Below are 22,630 nucleotides of genomic sequence, written 5' to 3'. Positions count from 1 at the left end.
ATGACGCTGGCCAAATTGATAAAAACCGTTGTTGCAGCGCTGGACGAAATCAAGGCGCGCGACGTGGAAGTACTCGATGTCAAAAAACTGACAGCCTTGTTCGATCGGATGATCATCGCCAGCGGTGATTCCACGCGGCAGACACGGGCAATCGCGAACAATGTGGTCGAGAAAGTCAAGGCGGCGGGTGGCATGGTTTACGGTGTGGAAGGCGAGGATAACGGGGAATGGATATTGGTTGATCTGGGCGACGTGCTGGTGCATGTCATGCAGACCGCGGTGCGCGCCCATTACAATCTTGAGGAGTTGTGGGCACAAGCTGCCAGGATCAACAAAATATCCGAAAATTCGAGCGGGAAGAAGCCGGCCGCAAGACCGCGTGCCGCTGAAGAGGGGGAGACAGCACCCGCGACCCCTGCCAGGACCAGAAAAGCCAGAGTCACCCGAGCGAAGACCAATCCGGATGACGAGAGGTGAAGGAAATATGGGAGCGAGCGCCAAGTTCTCGGCGTGAGAGTCTCTCGAACAAACTCTTCCCGAAGCATTGGATAAGCATGTTTTCAGTATGAAATTCCTTGTGGCATGAAATTCCTCGTTTATGCGGTGGGACATAAAATGCCGGAGTGGATTGCTGCGGGTTTTCAGGAATATGCCAGACGGATGCCGCGTGAGGCGAGCATCGAGCTTCTGGAGATCAAACCCGAGAGACGGGACAGCGGAAAAAAATTGGAACAGCTGCTGGCTGCCGAGGGCGCACGTATTCGCGCGCTGCTGCCTCCCAATTGTCGGCTTGTGGCAATGGATGAGCGCGGGAGCCAATGGACTACCGCCGGGTTGGCGCATGCCATCGGCAGTTGGATGAAGGATGGAGGTGACACCGCGTTCCTCATTGGCGGCGCCGACGGGCTGGACCCGACCCTCAGGAATGCGGCGGATGAAGTCCTGGCGTTATCTGCCCTGACACTTCCTCATGGGCTGGTTCGAATTCTGCTGGCGGAACAGCTCTACCGCGCGATATCGCTGATCAAGGGTCATCCGTATCATCGTGCATAAAAAATAACAATGTAACAGAAGTAACTGCGCTCCCGTAGCATTCGCCCCGCCATGACTTTTGTGGAAAATCGCATCTATCTTGCTTCCCGTAGTCCCCGCCGGCAGGAATTATTAAGGCAGATCGGCGTGGACTTCATGGTTTTATCGTTGCGCGAAGCTTTGCCACGGATACCGGATGTGGATGAAACTCCGCTGCCGCAGGAGTCGCCGCCGGAGTATGTGGAGCGGATTGCGCGCGTTAAAGCGGAAACGGGGCGAAAGCGGATGGGTGAGCGAGGTTGGGCAGATTTCCCGGTTTTGGGAGCGGATACAGCGGTAGTATTGAACGGCAGGCTTTTTGGCAAACCGGAAAATCCTCTCCATGCAAGGCAAATGCTGCGGGCACTGTCCGGCCAGGTTCATGAGGTTTTGACTGCGGCCGCCGTGGCAGCGGGAAATGGAACCCGGGTTTGTCTGTCCAGATCGAGTGTTCGATTCCGCAATCTCAGCGAGCAGGAAATCGGTAATTACCTCGCTTGCGACGAGGCATATGATAAGGCAGGGGCTTATGCAATTCAGGGCAGGGCGGCGGTTTTTATCTCGGAGATTTCCGGCAGTTATAGCGGTGTCGTCGGATTGCCGCTGTTTGAGACGGCGCAATTGCTTGAAGAGTCCGCTATAAGAATATTTCAGTGAGCCGCAATAAAAGCCGGATCTCTTATGTCTTGTGAAATTCTTATCAATGTTACCCCCCAGGAAACGCGTGTCGCGGTGGTCGAGCAGGGCGCCGTCCAGGAACTGCACATAGAGCGCACCAGCAATTGCGGTATAGTCGGCAATATATATAACGGGCGCGTAATCCGGGTGCTGCCCGGCATGCAGTCCGCTTTCGTGGATATCGGTCTCGAACGGGCTGCCTTTCTCCACCTTGCTGATATCTGGCGCTTGCGGCAGGGTGAAGATGCTGATAAACCGATTGAACAGCTGTTGCACGAAGGAAAAAATATCCTCGTCCAGGTTATCAAGGATTCCATCGGCGCCAAGGGTGCCCGTCTGTCGACTCAAGTCAGTATTGCGGGCCGTTTGCTGGTTTATCTGCCCCAGGTATCGCATATCGGCATTTCCCAGCGCATCGAAGATGAAACCGAACGGAAGTCGTTGCGTGAAAAACTGAAACATTTGTTGCCGGCCGGGGAAGAGGGGGGGTTCATTATCCGTACCGTGGCGGAAGCGGCAAGTGAACAGGATCTGCAAACGGACATCGAGTACTTGCACAAGCTGTGGCGCGACATCAAGGAAAAATCCTTGATCGCTCGGCCCGCGCTGCTGTATCAGGATCTGAATCTGAGTTTTCGCGTCTTACGCGACTTCATCAGTGATGATACGACCCGCATCCTGGTGGACTCGCGGGAGACTTTCCAGAAGATGGCGATCTTTGCACGGGTGTATATGGCCAACGTAGTGGAGCGGCTCGATCATTATGCGGGCGAGCGCCCTTTGTTCGAGTTGTATGGGGTGGAAGATGAAATCGAGAAAGCCCTGGCGAGGCGCGTGGACCTGAAGTCCGGGGGCTATTTGATCATTGATCAGACCGAGGCGCTTACCACCATCGATGTAAATACTGGAGGATTCATCGGCGTACGCAGTTTTGACGATACCATTTTCAAAACGAATCTCGAAGCGGCCCAGGTCATTGCGCGCCAACTCCGTCTTCGAAATCTGGGAGGCATTATCATTATCGATTTCATAGATATGGAGAGCGCGGAACACCAGAACGCCGTTCTCAGCGAATTCAAGAAGTCGTTGATGAAAGACCGGACTCACATGACGGTGAACGGTTTCACCGCCCTCGGACTGGTGGAAATGACGCGCAAGCGGACGCGGGAGAGTCTGGCGCACATCTTGTGTGAAACCTGCCCGACTTGCCAGGGCCGCAGTAAAGTCCGGACGGCCCAGACCATGTGCTATGAAATCCTGCGGGAACTGCTGCGGGAGTCCCGTCAGTTCGATGCGCGTGAATTCCGCATTGTGGCTTCACAGCAGGTAATCGATCTGTTTCTCGACGAAGAATCCCAAAGCCTGGCGCAACTTGCCGATTTTATCGCCAAACCCATCAGCCTTCAGGTGGAGGGGACGTATACCCAGGAACAATATGACTTGATTCTCATGTAGCAGGTTTCGCGGCGATAATCCCCTAGGGTCTGCTCCCTTAATATTCATTTTCTATCCCGGGCAGGCCGTTTCCTGTTTCCGGAAGGTTCCTTTTTATATCCTCCGCGATAACGTCATAGAGCGGCCGCAGATTGGGTCTCATACCCTTTATCGTTCCACTGACACTCATCATTGAGGGAACGCGTATACCATGATGCTCGACCGGGGGGCCGATGAACTTAAGGTCGAACCCGAGTTTGGCGAAATGCAGTGCAAGGCGCTCCTCGGTCAGAATGAACAAAGTCTCGATTTTATGCAAGCGCGCCAGTTCGAAGGTACCTAAATAAAGGCTGATTGGAATGTAAGGAAAGCGCCGCGATTGGGCTACTCCGAAATCCTCATCCGCAATGTCGATCGCTTTGCTCGCCTCGCCTTTACGTCTTCGGTAACTGGCAACGACAGCCAGACGTGATACCTCTGAGATATGATGGCGGGGCAACAGTGCGGGATCGATAATCGACCTATCCAATGTATCAGCGCAGGTTATCTCAAAGGGTAAAGGGTAATCAGGATCCTTCGACTGGGGAGAAATTATGCGCGCGCAGCCAATGAACTCCTGTGTCTGGACATTGCGTAACAAAAAGTGTAGTGAGTGAGCATCATACTCATCGCTTTCTCGCCTATCTCGCTGGAGGGGTTCAAATTTGAGATCCTCACAATAAACCTCATGTCGGATACGATAAACCTCATCCCTTAATACATTCGAAAACGCCGGCACGATTTCGAAGTACCTCTTGAATGCATGACCTAGATCGAGTGTTTCGGTTAGAGACATGTTTCAGCCAACGGCAGTTTTCCCTGATACTTTAGGACGAAGCGAAAATATTCCTGATTGAGACTTTCTTGCAGAGGGTTATCGCTGTTAACACGAAAGCGAACAGGTATCATTTTACGTAAAACGAATTAAAAAATGGGTTTTCAGAGCTTTTGTTGCTTTTTTATGATTCTCGCGATAGCCCTGATAGCCCTAGTCGAGTTTCTTTAAATAATCTTTGGTGAAAACCTTATCCGGCAGATCGCGCAGTTTCATTCCCGAGTATTCGAGTACCGATTGTTCACCTGTACGCAAGGCATCTTCCATGACAAGACGGGTTGGACGTAGCGCTCCATGGAGCATCTGGAATTTCTCGTACCGCGCGGTTTTGAGTAGACGATCGGACAGTGAGTAGAACTCCGCCCGATAGGGCCAGAAATTTGATTGCCCAACCCAATACAAAACTTTATGATAGGTCACTCCACGGTCGACTCCTGTGAGTTCCAGCACGTAATACTTTTCGCCCTCGATGACGTCTGTCCGCAAAATTTTAGCGTTGTAATCCCCGGCAAAATTTGCACGAGCCAAGTCCCCATTTGCTACTTGGCCGGTAAGCCGCTGGGACAGGGATAGACGTACGGGCTGGGAGACTTCCGGCATGAATATCCACAGATCTCGTCCTTTCAGCAATAAAATCTGACCTCGTTCCGAAGCTGGCTCCGTGGTCATCACTACGCTATTTTCGTTACCCTTGGATAAGACCCTGTACTTGCGCAAATCTTCCGGTTGACCCGGAGCGGTTGTGTTAATGGTGACGTCGACCTGAAAACTCTCTCGCGGGAATCGTATCTGATCGGCCTTTTCCAGAATTGTTTGAGCCAGCTCAGTATCATTTGTGTCTGCTATTGCGGTTGGCACCGCAATAGCAAATAGGAGAATCACTGTTAATAAGTATTGCTCAGAATTTTTTTGCATGTTCAATTCCTATCATGAATGACAATTACTACGGGGATTACCGATCGGGGGATTTTTATGAGTGACACGAGCATTGTGCACCTCGAGAATGTTTCCAAAGATTACATCCTTGGTGAGCAGAAAGTCCAGGCATTAAAAGACATTACGTTAGATATCGCCTCCGGCGCTTTCCTCGCTATTGCAGGTCCATCTGGCAGTGGCAAGTCAACGCTGCTCAATCTGATTGGCTGTATTGATACTCCCACCTCCGGCAAAGTTTTAATCAACGGCCAGGATACCAGCGGTCGTACTCCAGATGACCTGTCCGGGCTCAGGGCAAGAACTATCGGGTTTGTTTTTCAGACGTTCAATTTGTTTCCCGTTCTTTCAGCTGAGGAGAACGTCGAGTATCCGTTGCTGCAATTCAGGGAATTGAAGACAGCAGAGCGTCGCACCCGCGTTGCGGAATATCTCGGTATCGTCGGTTTATCCAAGTTTGCCCGACATCGGCCGAACCAGCTCAGCGGAGGACAACGTCAGCGTGTAGCGATTGCACGGGCACTTGCAACGCATCCGAAAATAGTACTGGCTGATGAGCCTACTGCCAATCTTGATCATGCGACAGGTGAAGGCATCCTGGAGCTGATGAAGAATATTAACGAAAAATTTGAGACAACCTTTATTTTTTCTACTCATGATTCGCGTGTCATGGCGATCGCAGACAATGTAATACATATCGAAGATGGTCAGATCGTGCAACGGGAAACTCGTAAGGAGAAATCCATGCACGTTATTGAGCATAGGAATAGATAGATGTGAAAAAGGTGACTTCCAAAGGTAAAGACGAAAGTAGCGCCGATGAGTTACGGAATTAGGCGCGCATATCTGATAAGCATAAAGGCGCTGCTTGTTGTAAGGTCGATCAGTTTTGCGGGGGAGGCGGAGGTTCAGCTTCCGGATGCTGCAAAACCGGTACGTGTTATCTACGACGTGAGTGAGGACCGTACAACACCTGCCGAGCCTTTGATGCTCACTTTGTCTTTATCGATGGGAACGTCTTCCGCTCGTCCGGTACAGGAGTCAGATGATGGAGCGGGCGCTGTGGTTTCGCACGGAGCGGACGTGGAGAGAAGGCTACATGAGGAGAAGCCTTTGCTATTGTCCGTGTCACCTTCTCTTTCTTTTATTTCGGCCCATACAGCAAAAGATCATGCGATAAATCTGAACAGAGAACCTGCCCCTGTCATCGCTGCCGGGAATGATGCGGAGAGCGAGTTCACATCGCGGGAAGCATTATTTGGCGACGATTTGGATCAAGAGCAAAAGCCATCAAAACCTATACCTGCTTGGAAGAGGTTGGTAACTGGGTGGAGAGGTTTTTCTCAACTGGAAATTGCGGACACTTATACTGACCCCGAGCATTTATCGAAAGCAAAGCTTCGAACGGAGCTATCACGCACGGGGCAGTTCAACGAAAATATAAAATGGAAAATAAGCGGTCGCTTCGACTATGACGCAGCTTATGACCTGTCCAGTTTTTATCCACACGCGGTTCGTCAGGATCAACGCTACCAGTTTTTCGTCCGAGAAAATTATCTTGATGTCTCGGCTGGCGATTTTGATTTCCGTCTCGGTCGTCAACATGTGATATGGGGTGAGATGGTGGGACTGTTCTTCGCCGACGTGGTATCAGCGAAGGATTTACGGGAATTTGTCCTGCCTGCCTTTGACATATTGCGCATTCCCCAATGGGCGGCGCGCGCAGAATATTCGAAGGGGGATTCCCATGCTGAAGTGGTGTGGATTCCTGTGCCAACTCTTGACGAGATTGGAAAGCCGGGAGCGGATTTCTATCCCGGTCCCCTGCGCGGGGTAGCTACCTATCTTCCAGAAGATCGCTCCGGCCGGAATATCGGTAACTCCAACTATGGAGTGCGTTTATCGCACCTTGTAAATGGCTGGGATATTTCGGGTTTCTACTACCACAGCCTGGATTCGTCGCCTACGTTCTACCGCATCGGCGGGCCGGCTGACCCCCCTGTCTTCCAGCCCCGTCATGATGAGATTGACCAGGTGGGTGGAACCCTTGCGAAAGACTTCGGTTCAGTCGTGTTAAAAGGCGAACTGATTTATACAGATGGACGCAAGTTTAACGTCGCGCGAGCCACCGCAATGAATGGGTTGGTCAGGCAGAATACGCTCGACTATGTTATAGGTCTGGACTTCAGTTTGCCTGCCGAAACCCGCTTGAATCTACAGTTCTTTCAGCGTGTCTTTTTTGCACATGACCCGGATCTCGCTCTGGACAAGCTTGAGAATGGCGCCAGCATTCTGCTCAATGGCAAACTATCGCCCAAGCTTGAGGCTCAAGCTTTACTGATCCACAGTCTGAATCGTAGCGACTGGATGTTCCGGCCTCGATTATCCTGGAATTTCCAACCGAACTGGCGTTGGGCGGTTGGAGCAGACGTATTTGGCGGTCCACCTATTGGTCTGTTTGGCCGTTTCGATCATGCTGACCGCGTCTATACGGAATTGCGGTATTCATTCTGATTGATTATCGAAGCATGAAGAAGCGGATTGCATTCAGAAGCCAAGTACTTTATATACCTTTATATATTCTGCCGTAGCGCATCAACAACAGGTGTGCGCGAGATATGTCTCCCGGGAACGATAGCCGCCGATACTGTTGCTGCTATACCGATGGCAAAGGATACCAGCAAAACGCCGGGGACAATCTGAATGTGGGCTGTATAGCCAAGATTGGAATTTGGAGGCGGCGGCATCGAAATACCGATCGCAGAGATGATAAGCGCGAGACCGATTCCGAGTCCGAGTCCGAGGCTGCTGCCGATCACTCCCAGTAGAAAGTTTTCCGTGATGATCAATTGGAATACTTCGTTTCTACGGTTGCCCAGTGCCATCATTGTGCCGAATTCTCCTGTTCTTTCAAAAGCACTCATGTTGACACTGTTCAGGACACCGAGCAGAACCATGATAAGGATAATCAGTTGCAGAAAACCTAGCTGGCGTCCATAAAGCTCTACCGTTTTTTCGTAGAAATCGTTGAGTTCGATCCAGGTTTTGATCTCAAGCCCCAAAGTCTCCAACTGTTCTTTTAGCAGTCCTACAATACGAAATGTATCGTCCGTTTTTTTCAGTGAGATGACCAGTGCATTAACGCCTTGCGTGCCCAGCAACTCCTGGGACGCGGTGAGTGAAACTCTTATTGCTCTGGCATCATAATCGCTGGAGAAACTCTTGAATATGCCGACGACTTCCAAATCAATGCTGTTTAACGCTCCTTCCAGTGTATTTGCCAGCAGGGTTACGTGATCACCAGGTTTCAGCTTCAGTCCTTGGGCGACGCCAACCCCAATAGCGATGCCGAACTTATCCGTGTTTTGCAGTTGACGCCCCGAGATAATCGAGAGTGAGCTTCCGAGCGCTGCTTCTTTCGCTGGTTCTACACCTTCTCCAATGATGGGAAGGTCAGCCCGACCGTTATTGAGCAGGGCCGAGAAGTTGAGCCGCGCCATTACGCTATCGATACCCTCGTTATTCATGACACGCTGTTTAATGGCATCGGTATCTGTTATCAGATACCTCTCTGGCGCGTGCGCTCCGGCAGCAAAAAACCCTTCCCTGTAGACTTGCAGATGACCGGATCGAGAGTGAATAAGCGCCTCCGATAAGGTAACGAAAATATCGTTCACCCAGCCACCAGCAAGAACAAGAGCTACCACCCCGCTCACGATCGCCGCCAGAGTCATTGCGGTATGCGATTTCTGTCGAAAGATATTTCGAAAGGCGAGCCTTAGCATAGTCCCCTTTTCTTTTCCGAATTATCTATTGTGACGTAGCGCATCCACTACCTGCATTCGGGATGCCTTCCAGGCGGGGTATATACTAGCGATGAGTGTCGTTCCGATCGCAAGCAAAAGAGACTCGAGCGCAATATTCCACGTAACAAGTATTTCGCCCGTATAACCACGGGCCATCCCAGGGGGTGGCGGCATTGGAATTCCAATGCTCGAGATCACAGTAGCCAATCCTACCCCTATTGTAACGCCCATCAGGCCGCCGAAACAGCCGAGCAGAATGCCTTCACTCAGGAACCGACGGAGAACGTCGATGCGTCTGGCGCCAAGTGCCATATCAGTGCCGATTTCGCCGATTCGCCCCATTACAGACATCGTCATGGCATTCGAGATTGTAAGAACGATGATCAGGGCGATTATCAGCTTGAGGCCATGAATTTGTTTTGTAAACAAAGCCACGGTCTTATTGTAGAAATCAGCGAGGACGTACCACGGAACAGCCTCGAAATCGCGCTTTTGCAATGCTCCATGTAATCTTTGGAGTACAGTATCGGTCTTCGCTGTGTTATTCAACAATACTACCCATACGTGAGAACCCTTGACCCGAAGGAGTTGGCGGGCTGTTGCGATCGGCATGCGTAGAGCGATATCGTCATAAGATTTGTTTACGGTGGAGAACAGTCCTCGCACAGTGACCTCAACCGCATTGACACCCCTTGATGCGGTACTTGCCAATAGCACAACCTTATCGCCAATATTTACGTTGAGGTTGTGCCCGAGCCCTGCACCGAGAATAATACCCTTCGGATCATCAACCGAAAGGTTTTGACCGGCCAAAATTTGCAGTGACTTTCCGAAAAAAACTTGTTCTTGTGGAGTAACTCCATCTCCGATAAACGAAAGGGTTGTGTCACCATGGCTGATCAGTCCCCCAAAGGAGAGGCGAGGAACGACTGCTTTAATTTGACGTAGCTCATTTCCTGATTCCAGCTCGGGTATTGCATCCGGTAAAAGGTAAGTGTAAGGGTCTGCTTTTCCTGCTTCCTGATAGCCCGGTCTGCTGATCTGAATATGGCCCAGTTGTGAGTCGATCGTGCCTTCCCTCATGCCCCAAAATATCCATTCCACAAAGCCGGTTGCAAGTATTAAGGCAATAATGCCAAACGCAGTTGCACTGACAGCGATAGCACTGCGACGCTTCTGGCCTACAATATTACGGTAGGCCAAGAAAAAATCGATCTGGAGCGCTTTCATGGTAATGAATTGAAAAGAGAGACGTACCTTGTTATTTTAAGCCGCTTAGCTAATGGGGCAAGCGAGGTACGCATTAATAAAGGTTATTCTCTAAACTTCGTTCTTAGGGTTACTTGATTTGCTTTCATTGGAAAGGATTAATATTGTGATAACCAGGGTAAGCTTCTTGATTGCGCGGTTAACGCTAAACAGGCAGCTTGAGAAGGAGTAGTGGAAAAACGTGCGTAAACGCATCCTTTTTTTTGCGGAAGCTGTAACGCTTGCTCACATTGCAAGGCCTATTGCACTAGCGAAAGGTCTGGACTTCTCTCGTTATGAGATTTTCATCGCGTGCGATCCATATCATCAAAGATTTCTAGGATGCGAGCCATGGCATGTCTTACCTCTTCAGAGCATTAGCAGTAAGCAGTTCCTGGGCGCACTTGTGAAGGGTCGCCCAGTTTATGATGTGCAAACCTTACGCAGTTATGTGCGAGACGATCTTAAGCTTATTGAGAAAATAAAACCCGATTTGATTGTTGGTGACTTTCGCCTCTCTCTTTCCGTGAGTGCCCGACTTGTCGGAATTCCTTACACTAATATCACTAACGCCTATTGGAGTCCGTACTATGCCAGAAACAAATACCCTCTACCCGTCTTGCCAATCACTAAAGTTCTGCCTCTACCAATTGCCGACGTACTGTTCCGACTAACTCAACGCTGGGCCTTCAGCTTGCACTGCAGACCCCTAAATATGATCCGCGAGGAAAATGGTCTACCCTCTCTCGGTTCTGATCTGCGCCGTATCTATACAGATGGTGACTATACTTTATATGCCGATGTGCGTGAAATGTTTCCGATCGAAAATTTGCCAAGGAATCACTGTTATCTTGGTCCAGTTCTTTGGTCTCCCCCTGTGGCGAAGCCGGAGTGGTGGAGCAGTTTGCCGACGGACAAACCAATTATTTACCTGACGCTCGGCAGTTCGGGACAGTCCTTGCTGTTACCTAAATTGTTTGATGCCTTGTCGGAATTGCCGGTCACCGTACTTGCCGCTACTACGCGCACATATACTAAACGAGCTCATCCATTGAACACGTATATTGCTGACTATCTTCCTGGGCTTGAGGCTGCGGCGAGGGCGAAGCTGGTGATTTGCAATGGTGGAAGCCTTACCTGTCAACAAGCATTTGCAGCTGGTGTTCCAGTACTGGGAATCGCCAGTAACATGGACCAGTTCTTGAATATGGAGGCTTTGACGAAGGCGGGACTTGCTAAAATGCTACGCGCTGACCGTCTAAGTGTAGGGAAAATTCGTTCAGTTGTAACTACAATGATTTCCTGTCCCCGTTTTACCTGCACAGCTGAAAAATTTTCTTCTAACAATACTGGCTTTAAGGCACAACGGACGTTTGCTGCCTTTGTGGATAAGATTATGGGTGAATAACCACAACTACATAGTAACTTCGGAGAACAGCATAATTTTTTACTTGTCGATTTTTTTTACATTTTTATCTGCCTTCAAAGTTCCACAGCAGTAAGTATGTTAATAAGTAATTGAAAATTAAAAAAAATTAATTTATGGCACGGTATATGCTTTACTTCTAGACAAACACTTATGGATGAATCGCATAGGTGTTGTCCAAAATGTTTTAGAAATTTAACCAAGGAGAAAAACTATATGAAAAAGACGATTTTAGCGGCAGCGGTAGCAGGAGTTTTTGCTGCCACCACAGCCCAAGCCGGGCCTCTCACTAATGTAAATGTATTTGACGGCTCAGGAGGAGCGATTGCAACAAATGTAAGCGCTTTCGACTGGAACGAAGCGGGAAGTGGCTTGGCTATCGGCAAAGGCCCTTTAGGAAGCGACCCGACGGCAGCTCCGAATCCGTTCACGCTTGTGTACCAAGCCAATCTGGTTTCATTTACGGGAGACAACACACCGGCAACTGGCCTTAACAATCCCTTTGCCACTGGTGGTTATGAGTTCACCATAGCTTCAAGGTTTGACGAATCTGCTACAACTATTGGACCAAATACCGCACAGTTTACTCCGATACCTGGGTCTGGCACCGTGTCCATTTTCTTTGATAACGCAGCTCAAGGGGGCACGCAAGCAGATGTGGCGGCCGGCACAGGATTCACGGATGGTCTGGAGATTGCAAGATTTCTGATAACAGGCGGCACCTCGACGTTTACCCTTATTGATCCAACGACTGGTCTGGGCTCCACCAACTTTCATTTTGACGTTACCTCAGCGCCCGAGTTCGTAAATGCGAGTTTTATCCAAGGCGTACTGGGGGATGTGATGGATCTGCATTTTGTTTCCAATCAGAACGCGCCTACAGGGACTTCTACTACCATTTCCTTTCATGGCGGCGGTCTCTATCCACTTGTCCCGGTAACCGGAGCGGATTTGCTACTAAAAGTAGACGGGGCTAGCCAGTTTAGCACCATACCTGAACCTGGTAGCCTTGCTTTGGTGGCAATTGGTCTTCTAGGACTTGGTTTGGCGGGAGTGCGCGGCGCCGGTAGCCGTAACGGTAAATCAATGGTATCCTTCGCTTAAGGTGCAGTAGCAAACGTTTAAGTAGGGCTTACAGGTGAGCGTAAGCCCTACTTCTGCTCCTGATAGATTAAATATATTGTGGCAGCAGGCATGAAAACTGGTCTAGTCGATTTTATCCTTTCGGCCACGTGTTTGATCATCCTCGTTTGTTTTTCCCTAATTACCACCAGAGTTCTTTCCATAGATAGCAGTTATCACCTGTTGTTAGACGTTGCTGTCTTTCTTTTTTCCTATGGCTTGTATACCGCGTTGTTATTGAAGATATTGAGATCCCTCCGGCCTTACCCTGTAGGTAACTTCTCCATGCATTCACAGGCGTTTACCTATTGGAAGCTGGTAGCCGTACTAATGGATCTTGCTGAAAAAATGCTTCACCCATTTACGACCGTTTTTACTCAGTCTTTGGTGTATTCCATGTTTGGTGCTCACGTGGGAAAACATACGGCCATTGCCGGTATCATTAGAGATCACCCCCTCATTTATCTCGGTGAATATGTAACGGTCGGGCAGAATTCTGTGATCACTGCTCATGCGATTACCCATGATGAAATTTTATTGATGCCCGTCAAAATCGGTAATAACGCAGTGATTGGAATAAACAGTGTTGTTATGCCTGGCGTTACGATAGGGGATAATGCTGTGCTAGCGCCTGGCGCCGTGGCTACCTCAAACACAAACATTCCCGAAAATGAATTATGGGGAGGGGTTCCGGCGCGAAAAATAAAGGATCTGGCGCCCCAATCCAGTTCATCTTCATACAGCTGAAGGGATTCGAGGCTTGCACGATTACTAATGACTAATTTGAAAGAATTATCTAATCGAGAGAGGTAGGTGCAGCAGATCAGAGCGGAGGCCTTTCTCGTTTAGGCCTATTATTGGCGGACATAGTCAACCCATTCGTGTAGTTACTACCGAGAGGAACGGAGAAGGCTTGGAGAGATACTATCGCTTAGCAGAGGGGTGAAACATTTTTCCAACCTCCCGTGTTACTATTTTTGCAGGGAATAAACCTGCAAATACACGTTGCTTAAAAACACCTTTTGCAGTTGAGACTACTGGCTTGTCAGCTGCTAAGTGACGCAGAGACGCTTGTACTACTTCGTTCACGGAACCTCGTTCCTTTAAAGCGCTGGGATAAGCCCCCGCTTTGACGTCGAATTCCGTTTCGGTTGGTCCTGGAACTAGCGTTTGAATAAGGATACCACGGTCCTTCCATTCTTCGTAAATCGCTAAGCTGAAACTGTGCACAAAAGCCTTTGTGGCCGCATAGACTGCCATATAAGGAATGGGCTGAAATGCAGCGGGGGATGACACATTAATTATGGCGCTTGACGGAAAGGACGCAAGCTCTGGAAGGAATTGGTGGCACATTGAAACCATGGCAATAATATTTACGTGAACCATCTCGCTGTAAATTTTCTCAGACGTATCTTCAAATCGTCCCCAGTGACCGAAGGCAGCATTGTTGCATAGTAATCTCAATTTCACTTCATTCGCAGCTAAACTTATTTTTATCGGGGTGATCGCATCGGCTTGAGATAAATCATGCGCTATAAGAAGAATCTTAACTCTGTAAAGATGTTTTAACTCATCAGCAAGGTTATCCAGTAGCTCTTTTCGGCGCGCCACGAGAACCAAGTTCATACCAACTGCAGCCAACTGATAGGCAAATTCCTTCCCAATGCCAGAGGATGCGCCTGTGATTAGTGCCCACTGACCTCTACATTCTTCTTCCAATTTCATATTAATATCCCATTCTACCTATTAGTATAGGTTTTTTTATTTTCGCTTAACCGATGGATTCTTTCCGATTAAATGTTCTGCAACTCTAAGTGCGTTTGCAGCAATAGTCAGACCTGGGTTAGTACCCCCACTTGAAGGAAAAAATGAGCTATCAATAACGTATAAATTTGCGATGCCATGAGCGCGATTATTACTATCGAGCACGCTTTCGCGGGGATCGGTCCCAAACCGGCAAGTACCACACACATGGGCAATTCGCTCGTTATTCTCGGCCTGATTGATTCTCAATACTTTATAGGGCTTTAGGATGTCCTTCATTAAAGCTCGAAACGTCGCAATTCGTTCAAGTTCATACGGCCGCATGCGATAATTTATAATAAGCGAGTTAGGTAGCGTGAGGCTTGGTTTTACAAAGTTGTCTTCATAGGGCAAGTCTTCCATGATTGTTGCGAGCACAAGGTTTCGACTGACTAAACGATTCAAGAAAGGCTTAATCATTGGTTTCACTAATTTGAACAACGGAATAGCCAAGCGTTGTTTTCCATTCCGTATATCCTCCTCCATAGACTCAGCGAGTAATGAACCTGGGGGCAAGCGTCCGAAAGTTTGAACCGAGCCCAATTTTTTCCCATCTCTGTAATATAAATCGTTAAAGGCCAACTCTTTTTGCCGATTGTCAATCAACCCGACCTCCCGTGGGCTAACAACGTAAAGATCAATGTTGTGACGCATTAGGTTTTTACCTACCAAACCGGAATCGTTTGCAAGTCCCTGTGGCCACATGCTTGAGGAAGATCGCAAAAGAAGGGCAGGAGTTTCCAGTGCCCCTGCTGCTAGAACAATCGTTCGAGCTCTTAGCTTAACAATTTCGCCCCGCCATGAGCATATAAGGCTGTTAACTTCATGACGGGAAGCTTCAAGCTTCAATACAACGCACTGATCCAGCAGTTTGGCGTGGTATTGAGAAATAGCTGGCAATAAGCATATTCGGGCACTGTCGTTCTTGCAGTTTTTAGCACAAAGATATCCTTGGCAGCATTCGCAATCTGGAACATATTCGCACGCCATCGGTAAACGATAGGGATGGAGGCCTTTACCCTCTAAAAACTCCCAGAGTTCCTGGGAGGCTGGGGTCAGCGGTGGGGGCCGGAAGAAATGCTCTGGCTTCGATTCGCCCCGCATTGGATCTCCGCTTCCGTGAACCCGATAGAGTTGCTCGGCTGCTTTATAATAAGGAACTAACGTTTCGTAGCTGATCGGCCATTCTCTAGGCAGTGTAGTTCCTGGAGCTGTGGGATGACTGTAGAAGGGTAAGAAGTCACTCGGAAAAAAACGTTCAAGTGCCATTCCGTATAATGCAGTTGAACCGCCTGTGCCAGACCCAATGAAGGGTATAAATCTATACGGCTGCAACTTTGATTGATCCTCGAGCTGATCCTGATAGCGGCCAGCGTTCGAGAGGATATTGCGATGTTGTAGTTGCGGAACAGATATCTGGTCGAAAAAGGTCTCCGCGTAATTGCCACGTACAGAATTTGATGCGCCGAGATGAGAGTGGCCCTTTTCACAAAATAGGACTTGCTTCCCCGCTTTTGCCAAAGCATATCCTAAAGTGGCTCCACCCATACCGGTACCAACAACGACCACATCCCAATCCCGAGTCATAAAATCATGCATAAGCGTGCTGCTCATTTCCCTACACTGAATGCTCACTCATGTAAACTTCAGCCGGGACAATGGAAGTCTAACCGAGCGGGCCGATGGACTTGATCCTGCTCCCACCCGTCCCATAAACACAGCATATTTGCTCGCTTCGCTTCCAATTAAACATTCCATTTTCTGTGAAATATGTTTGGCTTGCTCTGTTAAGCCCTTCTCCCGCGTAAATATAATGTCATTACGAGCATATCTCGCAAAAATCAGAGGAGTCATCTCAGGCTGTAGTTGTAATCCAAGCTTTGTTGCCGTCAGCCAAAAGCGCTGCATAGCTCGACCGGCACCGACAAAGTCATCAATTCCTCGCGGCTGTTGATTTGCCAAAATGACGAAATGCGCCGCACACGCAATCCCAGGTATTAAGTCCATTTGAATACGGGGTGCCCAAGTACCGGCTAGAAAGGTGTTAAAAAATTTGACCCGTCCCCAACTTCGCATCACTAAGCGCATCAAGCGAGCTGTCATGAGATCTACCCCAAGCGCTTGGTCTGGTACGCGGTCTTCACTGAATCGGGCATTCCATTGGATGATTGCGCGGTGCACCTGATAGGCTTCGGGCGTGGTCAAGCGTAGCTTGGCGTTTCTAAACATTAGCGTAGCGGCACGATAGCGCTGAACGAAGCCTTCCAGCCAAAGAATTCGGTAATGCTCTCCGACCGAAGCTTCAAGCACCGATTTTTCGCGGATTGTTAGTTGTCGGCTCTGCATTGCGCGTCGCTGAACGCTACGGTAAGGAATATACGGAATTAGTGGATCGGGCTTAATATCTTCGTACGATTCAAAATGTATTTCGAAAATCGGATTCGTCTCGGGAGCCTCGAGGCGGCGCTGGACTTTCATTCGCAACCCATGTCCCGTCGCGGCGATGGAAATGGTTTCCAGCAATGCACCTAGTGAAATTTGACTCGGATGACCGTCCAGGTCATAGACGCAGTGATCGCGAGTATCAAAACCATGTACTATCAGTTGATGGTCGTCCACGATTTGGAACCGCCACGGTTGCGTATTGTCTCCGCTTGGTGCCCAGCGAGCGAGGTCGAGGATTTGATCAATAATCGTATGCTTCGGAGATGATGACCCCGTCTGATCAGAGAGGACGGTATCGCCAAAGCATGAGTCTTTCTTGAACATATCAGGGGTCGCTGTACCATTTTTTATCCCTAGTTGCCGTCTTGCCTTTGCAAGCGCCACACGTTGAAGGAGATTATTATTTCCCCCGGGACGCCATGTGTGGACCAGTTTATTGCGATAGGCGTCAAAGTGCAGCCCATGCGGTGCGGCCCTCACCTTTCCGCGGTTGAGCAATATCTTTAGTGCCTCCGTAGCCGCGATACCTGCACAGAGCTGGCAACCCATTATCGTCGAAGGACCACGGCGTTCCACAAAATTGATGGAAGAGGGATCCAGCAGGTAGCGGGCATGTAGACCAGTAGGCGCGAGTCCTATTAAAAAGCGGAGAGCCTTTTCCACCTCGGGTACATCACCCCACTGGAAATACTCTTCGAAGGTCATTTTACCAGGCAGGAAATTCAGCACGGCGGACCCCATGCCCAGAGGTGCGGCTGTTATGGCAGGAATACCTAGGTCTCCACAGGCCGAGAATGTTACTTGCCGAGCTGAAAAGGCGAAAAAATCGAGACCATCGATATACAGATCAACGTCCTCGAAAAATTCCGGTAAATTATCCGGATTGACGCCTTGGGGAAAGATTCTGATATTCAGTTCCGGATTGATATCTCGTGCCATCGCGGCCAAAACCTCGATTTTTGGCCGGTTGAGGCTTGAAACCGTTGCACCTATCTGGCGGTTGAAATTGACCAGATCAAAAACATCAAAATCCGCAATATGAAATGCGCCAATACCCAGTCGAACCAGGGTCAGCAAATGAATACCACCTACACCGCCCAGCCCAGCAATTGCAACACGCTTGTGCCGGAGGATTTCTTGTTCGACAGGGGTTAGCCACCCAATATTGCGGGAGGTGGCTTCACGATATGAGAAATCCTGAACCATTACCCGGGCCGATCAGTAGGAATAGGGGAGCAATTTTCGAGGTGAGCTATATATATGATATGAATGATATCATCAATGCCAAATGCTTTGGCAGGGAGACTGATGGAAAAGTATCAGCTTCAAGGATAGAAAGGTTACGCAGAAGTTAAAAAGCATGTACGCAATTTTATATAACTGGTGCCCAGGGACATCCGGTTTTCAGTCGCCCAACGATGTCACATTCGTCCTGTTCAGAGAAAAAGTAAGGGTAAAATGATCTTTCGTTACCCCGTTGTTCCATCAATCCGCCAAATTTTCCAATTTGCTCGGCCATATATTCAAGTTTCAGTCTAAGCAATACCGCCGGTGCATCAACACGCGTGCAAACGCGCTCTTCGCCAATTTCCCTGAAACCCAGCATCCTTTTATAGAAACCCGCGTGCCGAGGGTTTACTTCTATTACCCAATCAGTAAAACCATGGATATTTGCCGCGTAGAGATAGCAAATGTGGATCAGCGACGCAAAAACCCGTTTCGGTACATTATCATCAATCGCAAGCCTGGAAGGTTCCGACAGTCTTCGTCCTTTCGCCCGCAATTCATCCAGTTTATCACCAAAATTCTCGTCTGCCGGTAATGGTGTATCGCCATCGAGACATAAGGTCATGGTACCCACTGTCTCTTCCGCGGTTTCAGCTATCAACGTGATTCTGTTCGGCTCGCTAGATACCGGGGTATCAACACAATAGCCCCTCCAGGAATACTTCTTTTTTACTAGTAAGCTCGCGGCTTCACGCTGACCTTTTGAATTAGCCATCCGAATATGAAAGAGCTGCTGATCGATAGGATGATCGTGAATTAACTCAGAATCACATTCCCCAATACAAAGATCGCTCAGTCCCTGAGGAGATTCAAACGAAATTATCGCCTCGTCATCCCTAGGTAGGAAGCTATATTGGTGAGCAATTAGAGCATAAAGGTTTTGCAGGATATTCATCATAGAAGCTCCTCGTGTAGCGTTGAAAATAAGGAACATCAAGCAATATCCATGCCACCATTGCCCAGTCATATTATCGGCTGTTATTGTCTATGTGCGTTGACGCACAGACTCAGAAACTGTCTCCAAGTAGCGACGCAATAGTTGTCCTGATAAGTAGCATATTGAAATATAAAGGATTAATAATGTCTCCGGAAAGAGACAGGATTTTAGTGGGTATTCTTGTTTATTTCTGCGTTGCTGCGTCAGCGTTGCGCGAGTCGTATACCTTCCACATTTTGCTTGAGATTCGTTATGTATATCTCGCGGGCCATATGAGGCTGAGCTTCCTCATGGATACCTCCGCCTCATTCTACCCCGTATTTCATACTGCCGGACAGCATTGGCTAATAGCGAAAGCGAATCCGATGCCTCAAGCAAAAAGATATTCGAAAAACCATGCGTAAGACAGTAAATCAGTTTGATGTGTCTACTGTATCCGCTCAAGAAGAGCTCTCGCTTCATCTATACCCGAAAAGGTTTTTCCGGTAGCCAGAATTTGTTCAAGCTCTTTACGGGCCTGGCTTTTATTGCCAGACTTGACCAGTGCGGATGCAAAATGGTAGCGAATTTCCCCTGCTTGAGGCGCCAAAGAAGCGGCTTTCTGTAGAAGCGGTAGAGCCCGCGCGATATTTTCCTGCTCCAGTAGTACCCAACCCAGTGTATCCAGTACTGCCGGGTTTTCCGTAGCTAACTGATATGCCTTTTCCGCGTATTCCAAGGCCCTGGGGTCCTTTTGGCGCTGATAAGCGGTAGCCAGGTTATTGAGTGCCGGAGCAAATTTCGGCCGCTCTTTCAGGACAGCTTGATATTGCTCGACTGCAGCAGCCAGTTTTCCTTCTGTGAGAAACGTATCCGCAAGGTACATTCGAGTAGATAGGTCATCTGGATGTTTTTTCAGCCATTCGGTCAAACGAAGGTCTGCCTCTTTATCTTTTCCAGCCTGTCTGAGTGACGCGTGGAGTTTCATCAACGAGGTAGGATTTTTGTTGATTGCGAATGCCTGTTCGTAGGCACTGGCGGCAAGGGCGGGATTCTTTTGTTTTAGCCATAGATCACCTTCTGCGATATATCCGGCGGGGGATTTTTTGTGCTGCCTCTGAACTTGACGTGATATTGCAATCGCTTTCTCGTAATTGCCTTGGCCGGACTCGATCCCGATTTGCGCGAGTTGCGCATCCAGATAATCCGGTTTTATCATCAGGGCTTTTTTCAGAGCATCAGACGCTGCTGCTATGTTTTGCATCGTTATGTGAACAACAGCAATGCGGAATTGGGTAAGAGCAGATTCCGGCATTAGGGCGGCCAGCTTCTTATAGCTTTCCAAAGCACCGGCTTTATCGGCATTAGCTAATTGAGCCTGTGCCAGCAGGTCGAGCGTGGCTGGCTCCTTCGGATATGAGCCTTGCAGTTTCTTAGCGAGGGCCAACGCTTTCTGCTTTTCATTCAAGCGAAGATAATGTGATCCCAGCAGGATGGCTGGCTGAAGAACATTTGGATTCTCTTGCATTGCCTTTTCCAGCCACTCGGTCGCCTCCTTTGGTCGTCCCTGGTTGACAGCAAGATCTGCTAGTGCCGTCATGGCCGGAATATTCTTCTTGTCCTTTTCGAGCATAGCTTCGAAGCGTTTTCTGGCGGCATCCGGTTTCTTATCCTGAAGGTCGAGTTGAGCCAGATTTACTATGGCTGGGAAATAGGTTGGGTCGATAGCAAGGGCCTTTTCAAAACTGGTACGCGCATTTCCCACATCCTTCTTGCCCAGATATATACCACCTTTCAGGTTTTGAATGAGTGGATTATCCGGATTCTCCTTCTCCAATGCTTTTACTGCAGCTAACGCCTTGTCGAATTCCTTGAGGCGTAAATGGGTCATGACCAGCAGGATTCCTGTGCGCGGCGATTTGGGGTCGAGTTTTGTCGCTGTTTCCAGTTCGGAGATGGCGCGCGCGCTCTCCCCCTGCCCCAACCTGCTCATGCTTAGAGCGGTATGAAGCATCGCACTTCTCGGTGCGATATCGCTGGCCTTCTCAAAGTATTCCGTGGCTTTCGCAAAATCCCTGGCTTGCATGTAAGATTCACCGGTCAAGGCGAATAACTGAGGATCCTCTTTCACATTTTTGAGTGCCGGGGCTAGGACGTCTAAGGCGCGCTTGGTCTCGCGGTTTTTCAGCAGAACAGAAGCGAGCAGCTTGCGTGCGTAAAGGTTTGATGGGTCCTTCTCCAGATAATGTTTCAGGTGCTGCTCAGCCTGCGGCATGGATCCCAGAGCAAACTGTACTGCGCCTGCGAGCAACACGCTGGGCATGTGCTCCGGGGATTTGCTGAGTACCTGCTGGAGCGATTCCAGCGCGGCAGCAGGCTTTTGCTGACTGAAATCGAGCAAAGCCTGGGTATAGAACACCATCAGACTGGGACTGATCTTGCGTGCAGCATCGATATCCGCCTTTGCCGCCTCGAACTTGCCCCTTCCAATTTCGATGAATGCCTTGTTGATATAGGCAACGGCCGCATTCGGCTTCAGCTTCACCACTTGGTCATAGGCCGCCAGAGCTTCCCCGGATTTGCCTTGCATCCGCAGAAGGTCGCCCTTGAACAACCAGGCATCGACATTTTGCGGACTCCTGGAAACCGCCTGTTCCGAGAAATGGGCTGCGGCTTCCACATCCCTTTGCAGCAGGGAATATTTTGCCAGGCCGATGAGTGCCTCGGCAGAATCGGGGTTTTGTCCAAGCGCTTGCTCGAACAGTGCCTTTGCTTCCGAAGCCTTGCCTAATCCGAGCTGCGCATTCCCCCGGAGCGTGAGTATATGCGCTGACTTTGTTTTGCCGGCCAGTTCTTTCGTTTCATCCAGGATTTGTTGATAGGCGCCTAGCCTGAGCAGGACTTGTCCCAGTTCGGGCAGCACCTTGCCGGCATCCATCCCCAGGCTCAATGCCTTGCGGAGCTCCTTCTCCGCGGACTGAAAATCCCCGGTCTTGTTGTATATTGCGCCAAGCAGATACCGCGCTTCCGAATTATCCGGGTTCTGCTGCAAGACATTTTTTAGCTGGATAATGGCTGACTTGTGATCCCCGCTTTCTTCGTAGCGCTTCGCATCCGCCATCAGCTTCGCCGGATCCTCCGCTTTGTTACAGCCTTGCATGCTCCCTGCGGTGAGGGCGGCAGCGATTACGAGCATCAGCCCCGTCTTTTTTAAAGCAGTCTTTCTAAAAGCGCGCATGTAAATTCCCTTTTCCGAATCAGCGACCAGGTCTACCTTCAAACTCCTGCATATCTAGCCAGTACTCAACTTTACACCTCTGCGCGGTCCCAGTGAAACGAGGACTGTTCGATTTCGGGAGGACAGTGGATGCTCATGCTTTCCATTGGTTTTGCCAGTGCTATTACGACTCGTCAGCTTGAATATAAAGTGCGACAGGATAAGTCGTTCGCCCCGGCCTCCTTGATACCCGCACTCAAATGGCAGAGTTCGAGTAAACTTAGCGTAGAAATATAGCAAGAGATCCAGGTATCGTGTAGAAAAGATGATTTCGTGCTCCCAGTTTGTTTGCATGGTTATCGGTGTTCGC

General features: G+C 49.3%; 18 protein-coding genes. 9 read left to right on the top strand and 9 right to left on the bottom strand.

The annotated features are described in order from the left end of the window. The 4 genes from rsfS (at position 1) to rng (ending at position 3,204) form a co-directional block, all read left to right on the top strand. Positions 1-477, top strand: a complete 477-nt coding sequence (rsfS, locus tag BMY01_RS03655; RefSeq protein ID WP_074744376.1) for a ribosome silencing factor — start codon at positions 1-3, stop codon at positions 475-477. A gap of 105 nt (positions 478-582) precedes the next feature. After that, the gene (rlmH, locus tag BMY01_RS03650; protein ID WP_074744374.1) at positions 583-1,053 is read left to right on the top strand and encodes a 23S rRNA (pseudouridine(1915)-N(3))-methyltransferase RlmH; all 471 of its coding nucleotides are present in this window, start codon (positions 583-585) and stop codon (positions 1,051-1,053) included. Positions 1,054-1,104: 51 nt separating this feature from the next. After that, positions 1,105-1,728 (top strand): Maf family protein, encoded by a 624-nt coding sequence (locus tag BMY01_RS03645; RefSeq protein WP_074744372.1) that lies wholly within the window; start codon positions 1,105-1,107, stop codon positions 1,726-1,728. Positions 1,729-1,752: 24 nt separating this feature from the next. Then, positions 1,753-3,204, top strand: coding sequence for a ribonuclease G (rng, locus tag BMY01_RS03640; protein WP_074744370.1), 1,452 nt, complete (start codon positions 1,753-1,755; stop codon positions 3,202-3,204). Between the two features lie 37 nt (positions 3,205-3,241). Here rng and BMY01_RS03635 read toward each other — a convergent pair whose 3' ends face one another. Both BMY01_RS03635 and BMY01_RS03630 read right to left on the bottom strand, forming a co-directional pair. Further along, a complete protein-coding gene (locus tag BMY01_RS03635) occupies positions 3,242-4,018 on the bottom strand; it encodes a PEP-CTERM/exosortase system-associated acyltransferase (protein ID WP_074744368.1) in 777 nt (258 codons plus the stop codon). A 192-nt stretch (positions 4,019-4,210) separates the two neighbouring features. After that, positions 4,211-4,972 (bottom strand): outer membrane lipoprotein-sorting protein, encoded by a 762-nt coding sequence (locus tag BMY01_RS03630; RefSeq protein ID WP_081353666.1) that lies wholly within the window; start codon positions 4,970-4,972, stop codon positions 4,211-4,213. Positions 4,973-5,029: 57 nt separating this feature from the next. Here BMY01_RS03630 and BMY01_RS03625 point away from each other — a divergent pair, with 57 nt between their 5' ends. Together BMY01_RS03625 and BMY01_RS03620 are read left to right on the top strand one after the other, a co-directional pair. Further along, complete coding sequence (locus BMY01_RS03625) at positions 5,030-5,764, top strand: ABC transporter ATP-binding protein (protein ID WP_074744586.1); 735 nt, start codon at positions 5,030-5,032, stop codon at positions 5,762-5,764. 45 nt (positions 5,765-5,809) lie between these two features. After that, positions 5,810-7,504 carry a DUF1302 family protein gene (locus tag BMY01_RS03620; protein WP_074744364.1) on the top strand — a complete coding sequence of 565 codons (1,695 nt, stop codon included), beginning with the start codon at positions 5,810-5,812 and terminating at the stop codon, positions 7,502-7,504. 59 nt (positions 7,505-7,563) lie between these two features. Here the strand turns inward: BMY01_RS03620 and BMY01_RS03615 are convergent, their stop codons facing one another. Then, complete coding sequence (locus tag BMY01_RS03615; protein WP_074744362.1) at positions 7,564-8,775, bottom strand: ABC transporter permease; 1,212 nt, start codon at positions 8,773-8,775, stop codon at positions 7,564-7,566. 21 nt (positions 8,776-8,796) lie between these two features. Then, positions 8,797-10,026: an ABC transporter permease gene (locus tag BMY01_RS03610; RefSeq protein WP_074744360.1), complete on the bottom strand. Its 1,230-nt coding sequence runs from the start codon at positions 10,024-10,026 to the stop codon at positions 8,797-8,799. 220 nt (positions 10,027-10,246) lie between these two features. Between BMY01_RS03610 and BMY01_RS03605 the strand changes: the two genes are divergently transcribed. From BMY01_RS03605 to BMY01_RS03595, 3 genes are all read left to right on the top strand, one after another. After that, positions 10,247-11,452, top strand: a complete 1,206-nt coding sequence (locus BMY01_RS03605) for a glycosyltransferase (RefSeq protein WP_074744358.1) — start codon at positions 10,247-10,249, stop codon at positions 11,450-11,452. Between the two features lie 234 nt (positions 11,453-11,686). Further along, on the top strand, positions 11,687-12,574 hold the full coding sequence (gene pepA / locus BMY01_RS03600) for a flocculation-associated PEP-CTERM protein PepA (RefSeq protein ID WP_074744356.1): 888 nt from the start codon (positions 11,687-11,689) through the stop codon (positions 12,572-12,574). A 90-nt stretch (positions 12,575-12,664) separates the two neighbouring features. Continuing rightward, positions 12,665-13,339, top strand: a complete 675-nt coding sequence (locus tag BMY01_RS03595; protein WP_081353664.1) for an acyltransferase — start codon at positions 12,665-12,667, stop codon at positions 13,337-13,339. 177 nt (positions 13,340-13,516) lie between these two features. On the opposite strand, the gene BMY01_RS03590 is transcribed toward BMY01_RS03595, so the two are convergent. From BMY01_RS03590 to prsT, 5 genes are all read right to left on the bottom strand, one after another. Next, positions 13,517-14,317, bottom strand: a complete 801-nt coding sequence (locus BMY01_RS03590) for an SDR family NAD(P)-dependent oxidoreductase (RefSeq protein WP_074744352.1) — start codon at positions 14,315-14,317, stop codon at positions 13,517-13,519. Between the two features lie 36 nt (positions 14,318-14,353). After that, the gene (locus BMY01_RS03585; protein ID WP_074744350.1) at positions 14,354-16,009 is read right to left on the bottom strand and encodes a GMC oxidoreductase; all 1,656 of its coding nucleotides are present in this window, start codon (positions 16,007-16,009) and stop codon (positions 14,354-14,356) included. Between the two features lie 21 nt (positions 16,010-16,030). Then, the gene (locus BMY01_RS18705; RefSeq protein ID WP_074744348.1) at positions 16,031-18,046 is read right to left on the bottom strand and encodes a ThiF family adenylyltransferase; all 2,016 of its coding nucleotides are present in this window, start codon (positions 18,044-18,046) and stop codon (positions 16,031-16,033) included. A gap of 166 nt (positions 18,047-18,212) precedes the next feature. Next, complete coding sequence (locus BMY01_RS03575) at positions 18,213-19,025, bottom strand: N-acyl amino acid synthase FeeM domain-containing protein (RefSeq protein WP_254772586.1); 813 nt, start codon at positions 19,023-19,025, stop codon at positions 18,213-18,215. Positions 19,026-19,491: 466 nt separating this feature from the next. Then, entirely contained in the window at positions 19,492-22,281 is a 2,790-nt protein-coding gene (gene prsT / locus BMY01_RS03565) for an XrtA/PEP-CTERM system TPR-repeat protein PrsT (RefSeq protein WP_074744582.1), read from the bottom strand. Positions 22,282-22,630 lie beyond the last annotated feature (349 nt).

This window comes from Nitrosospira multiformis, from assembly GCF_900110185.1.
In the GTDB taxonomy this organism is placed as follows: domain Bacteria; phylum Pseudomonadota; class Gammaproteobacteria; order Burkholderiales; family Nitrosomonadaceae; genus Nitrosospira; species Nitrosospira multiformis_A.
This window is presented reverse-complemented; position numbering and strand designations above follow the sequence as displayed.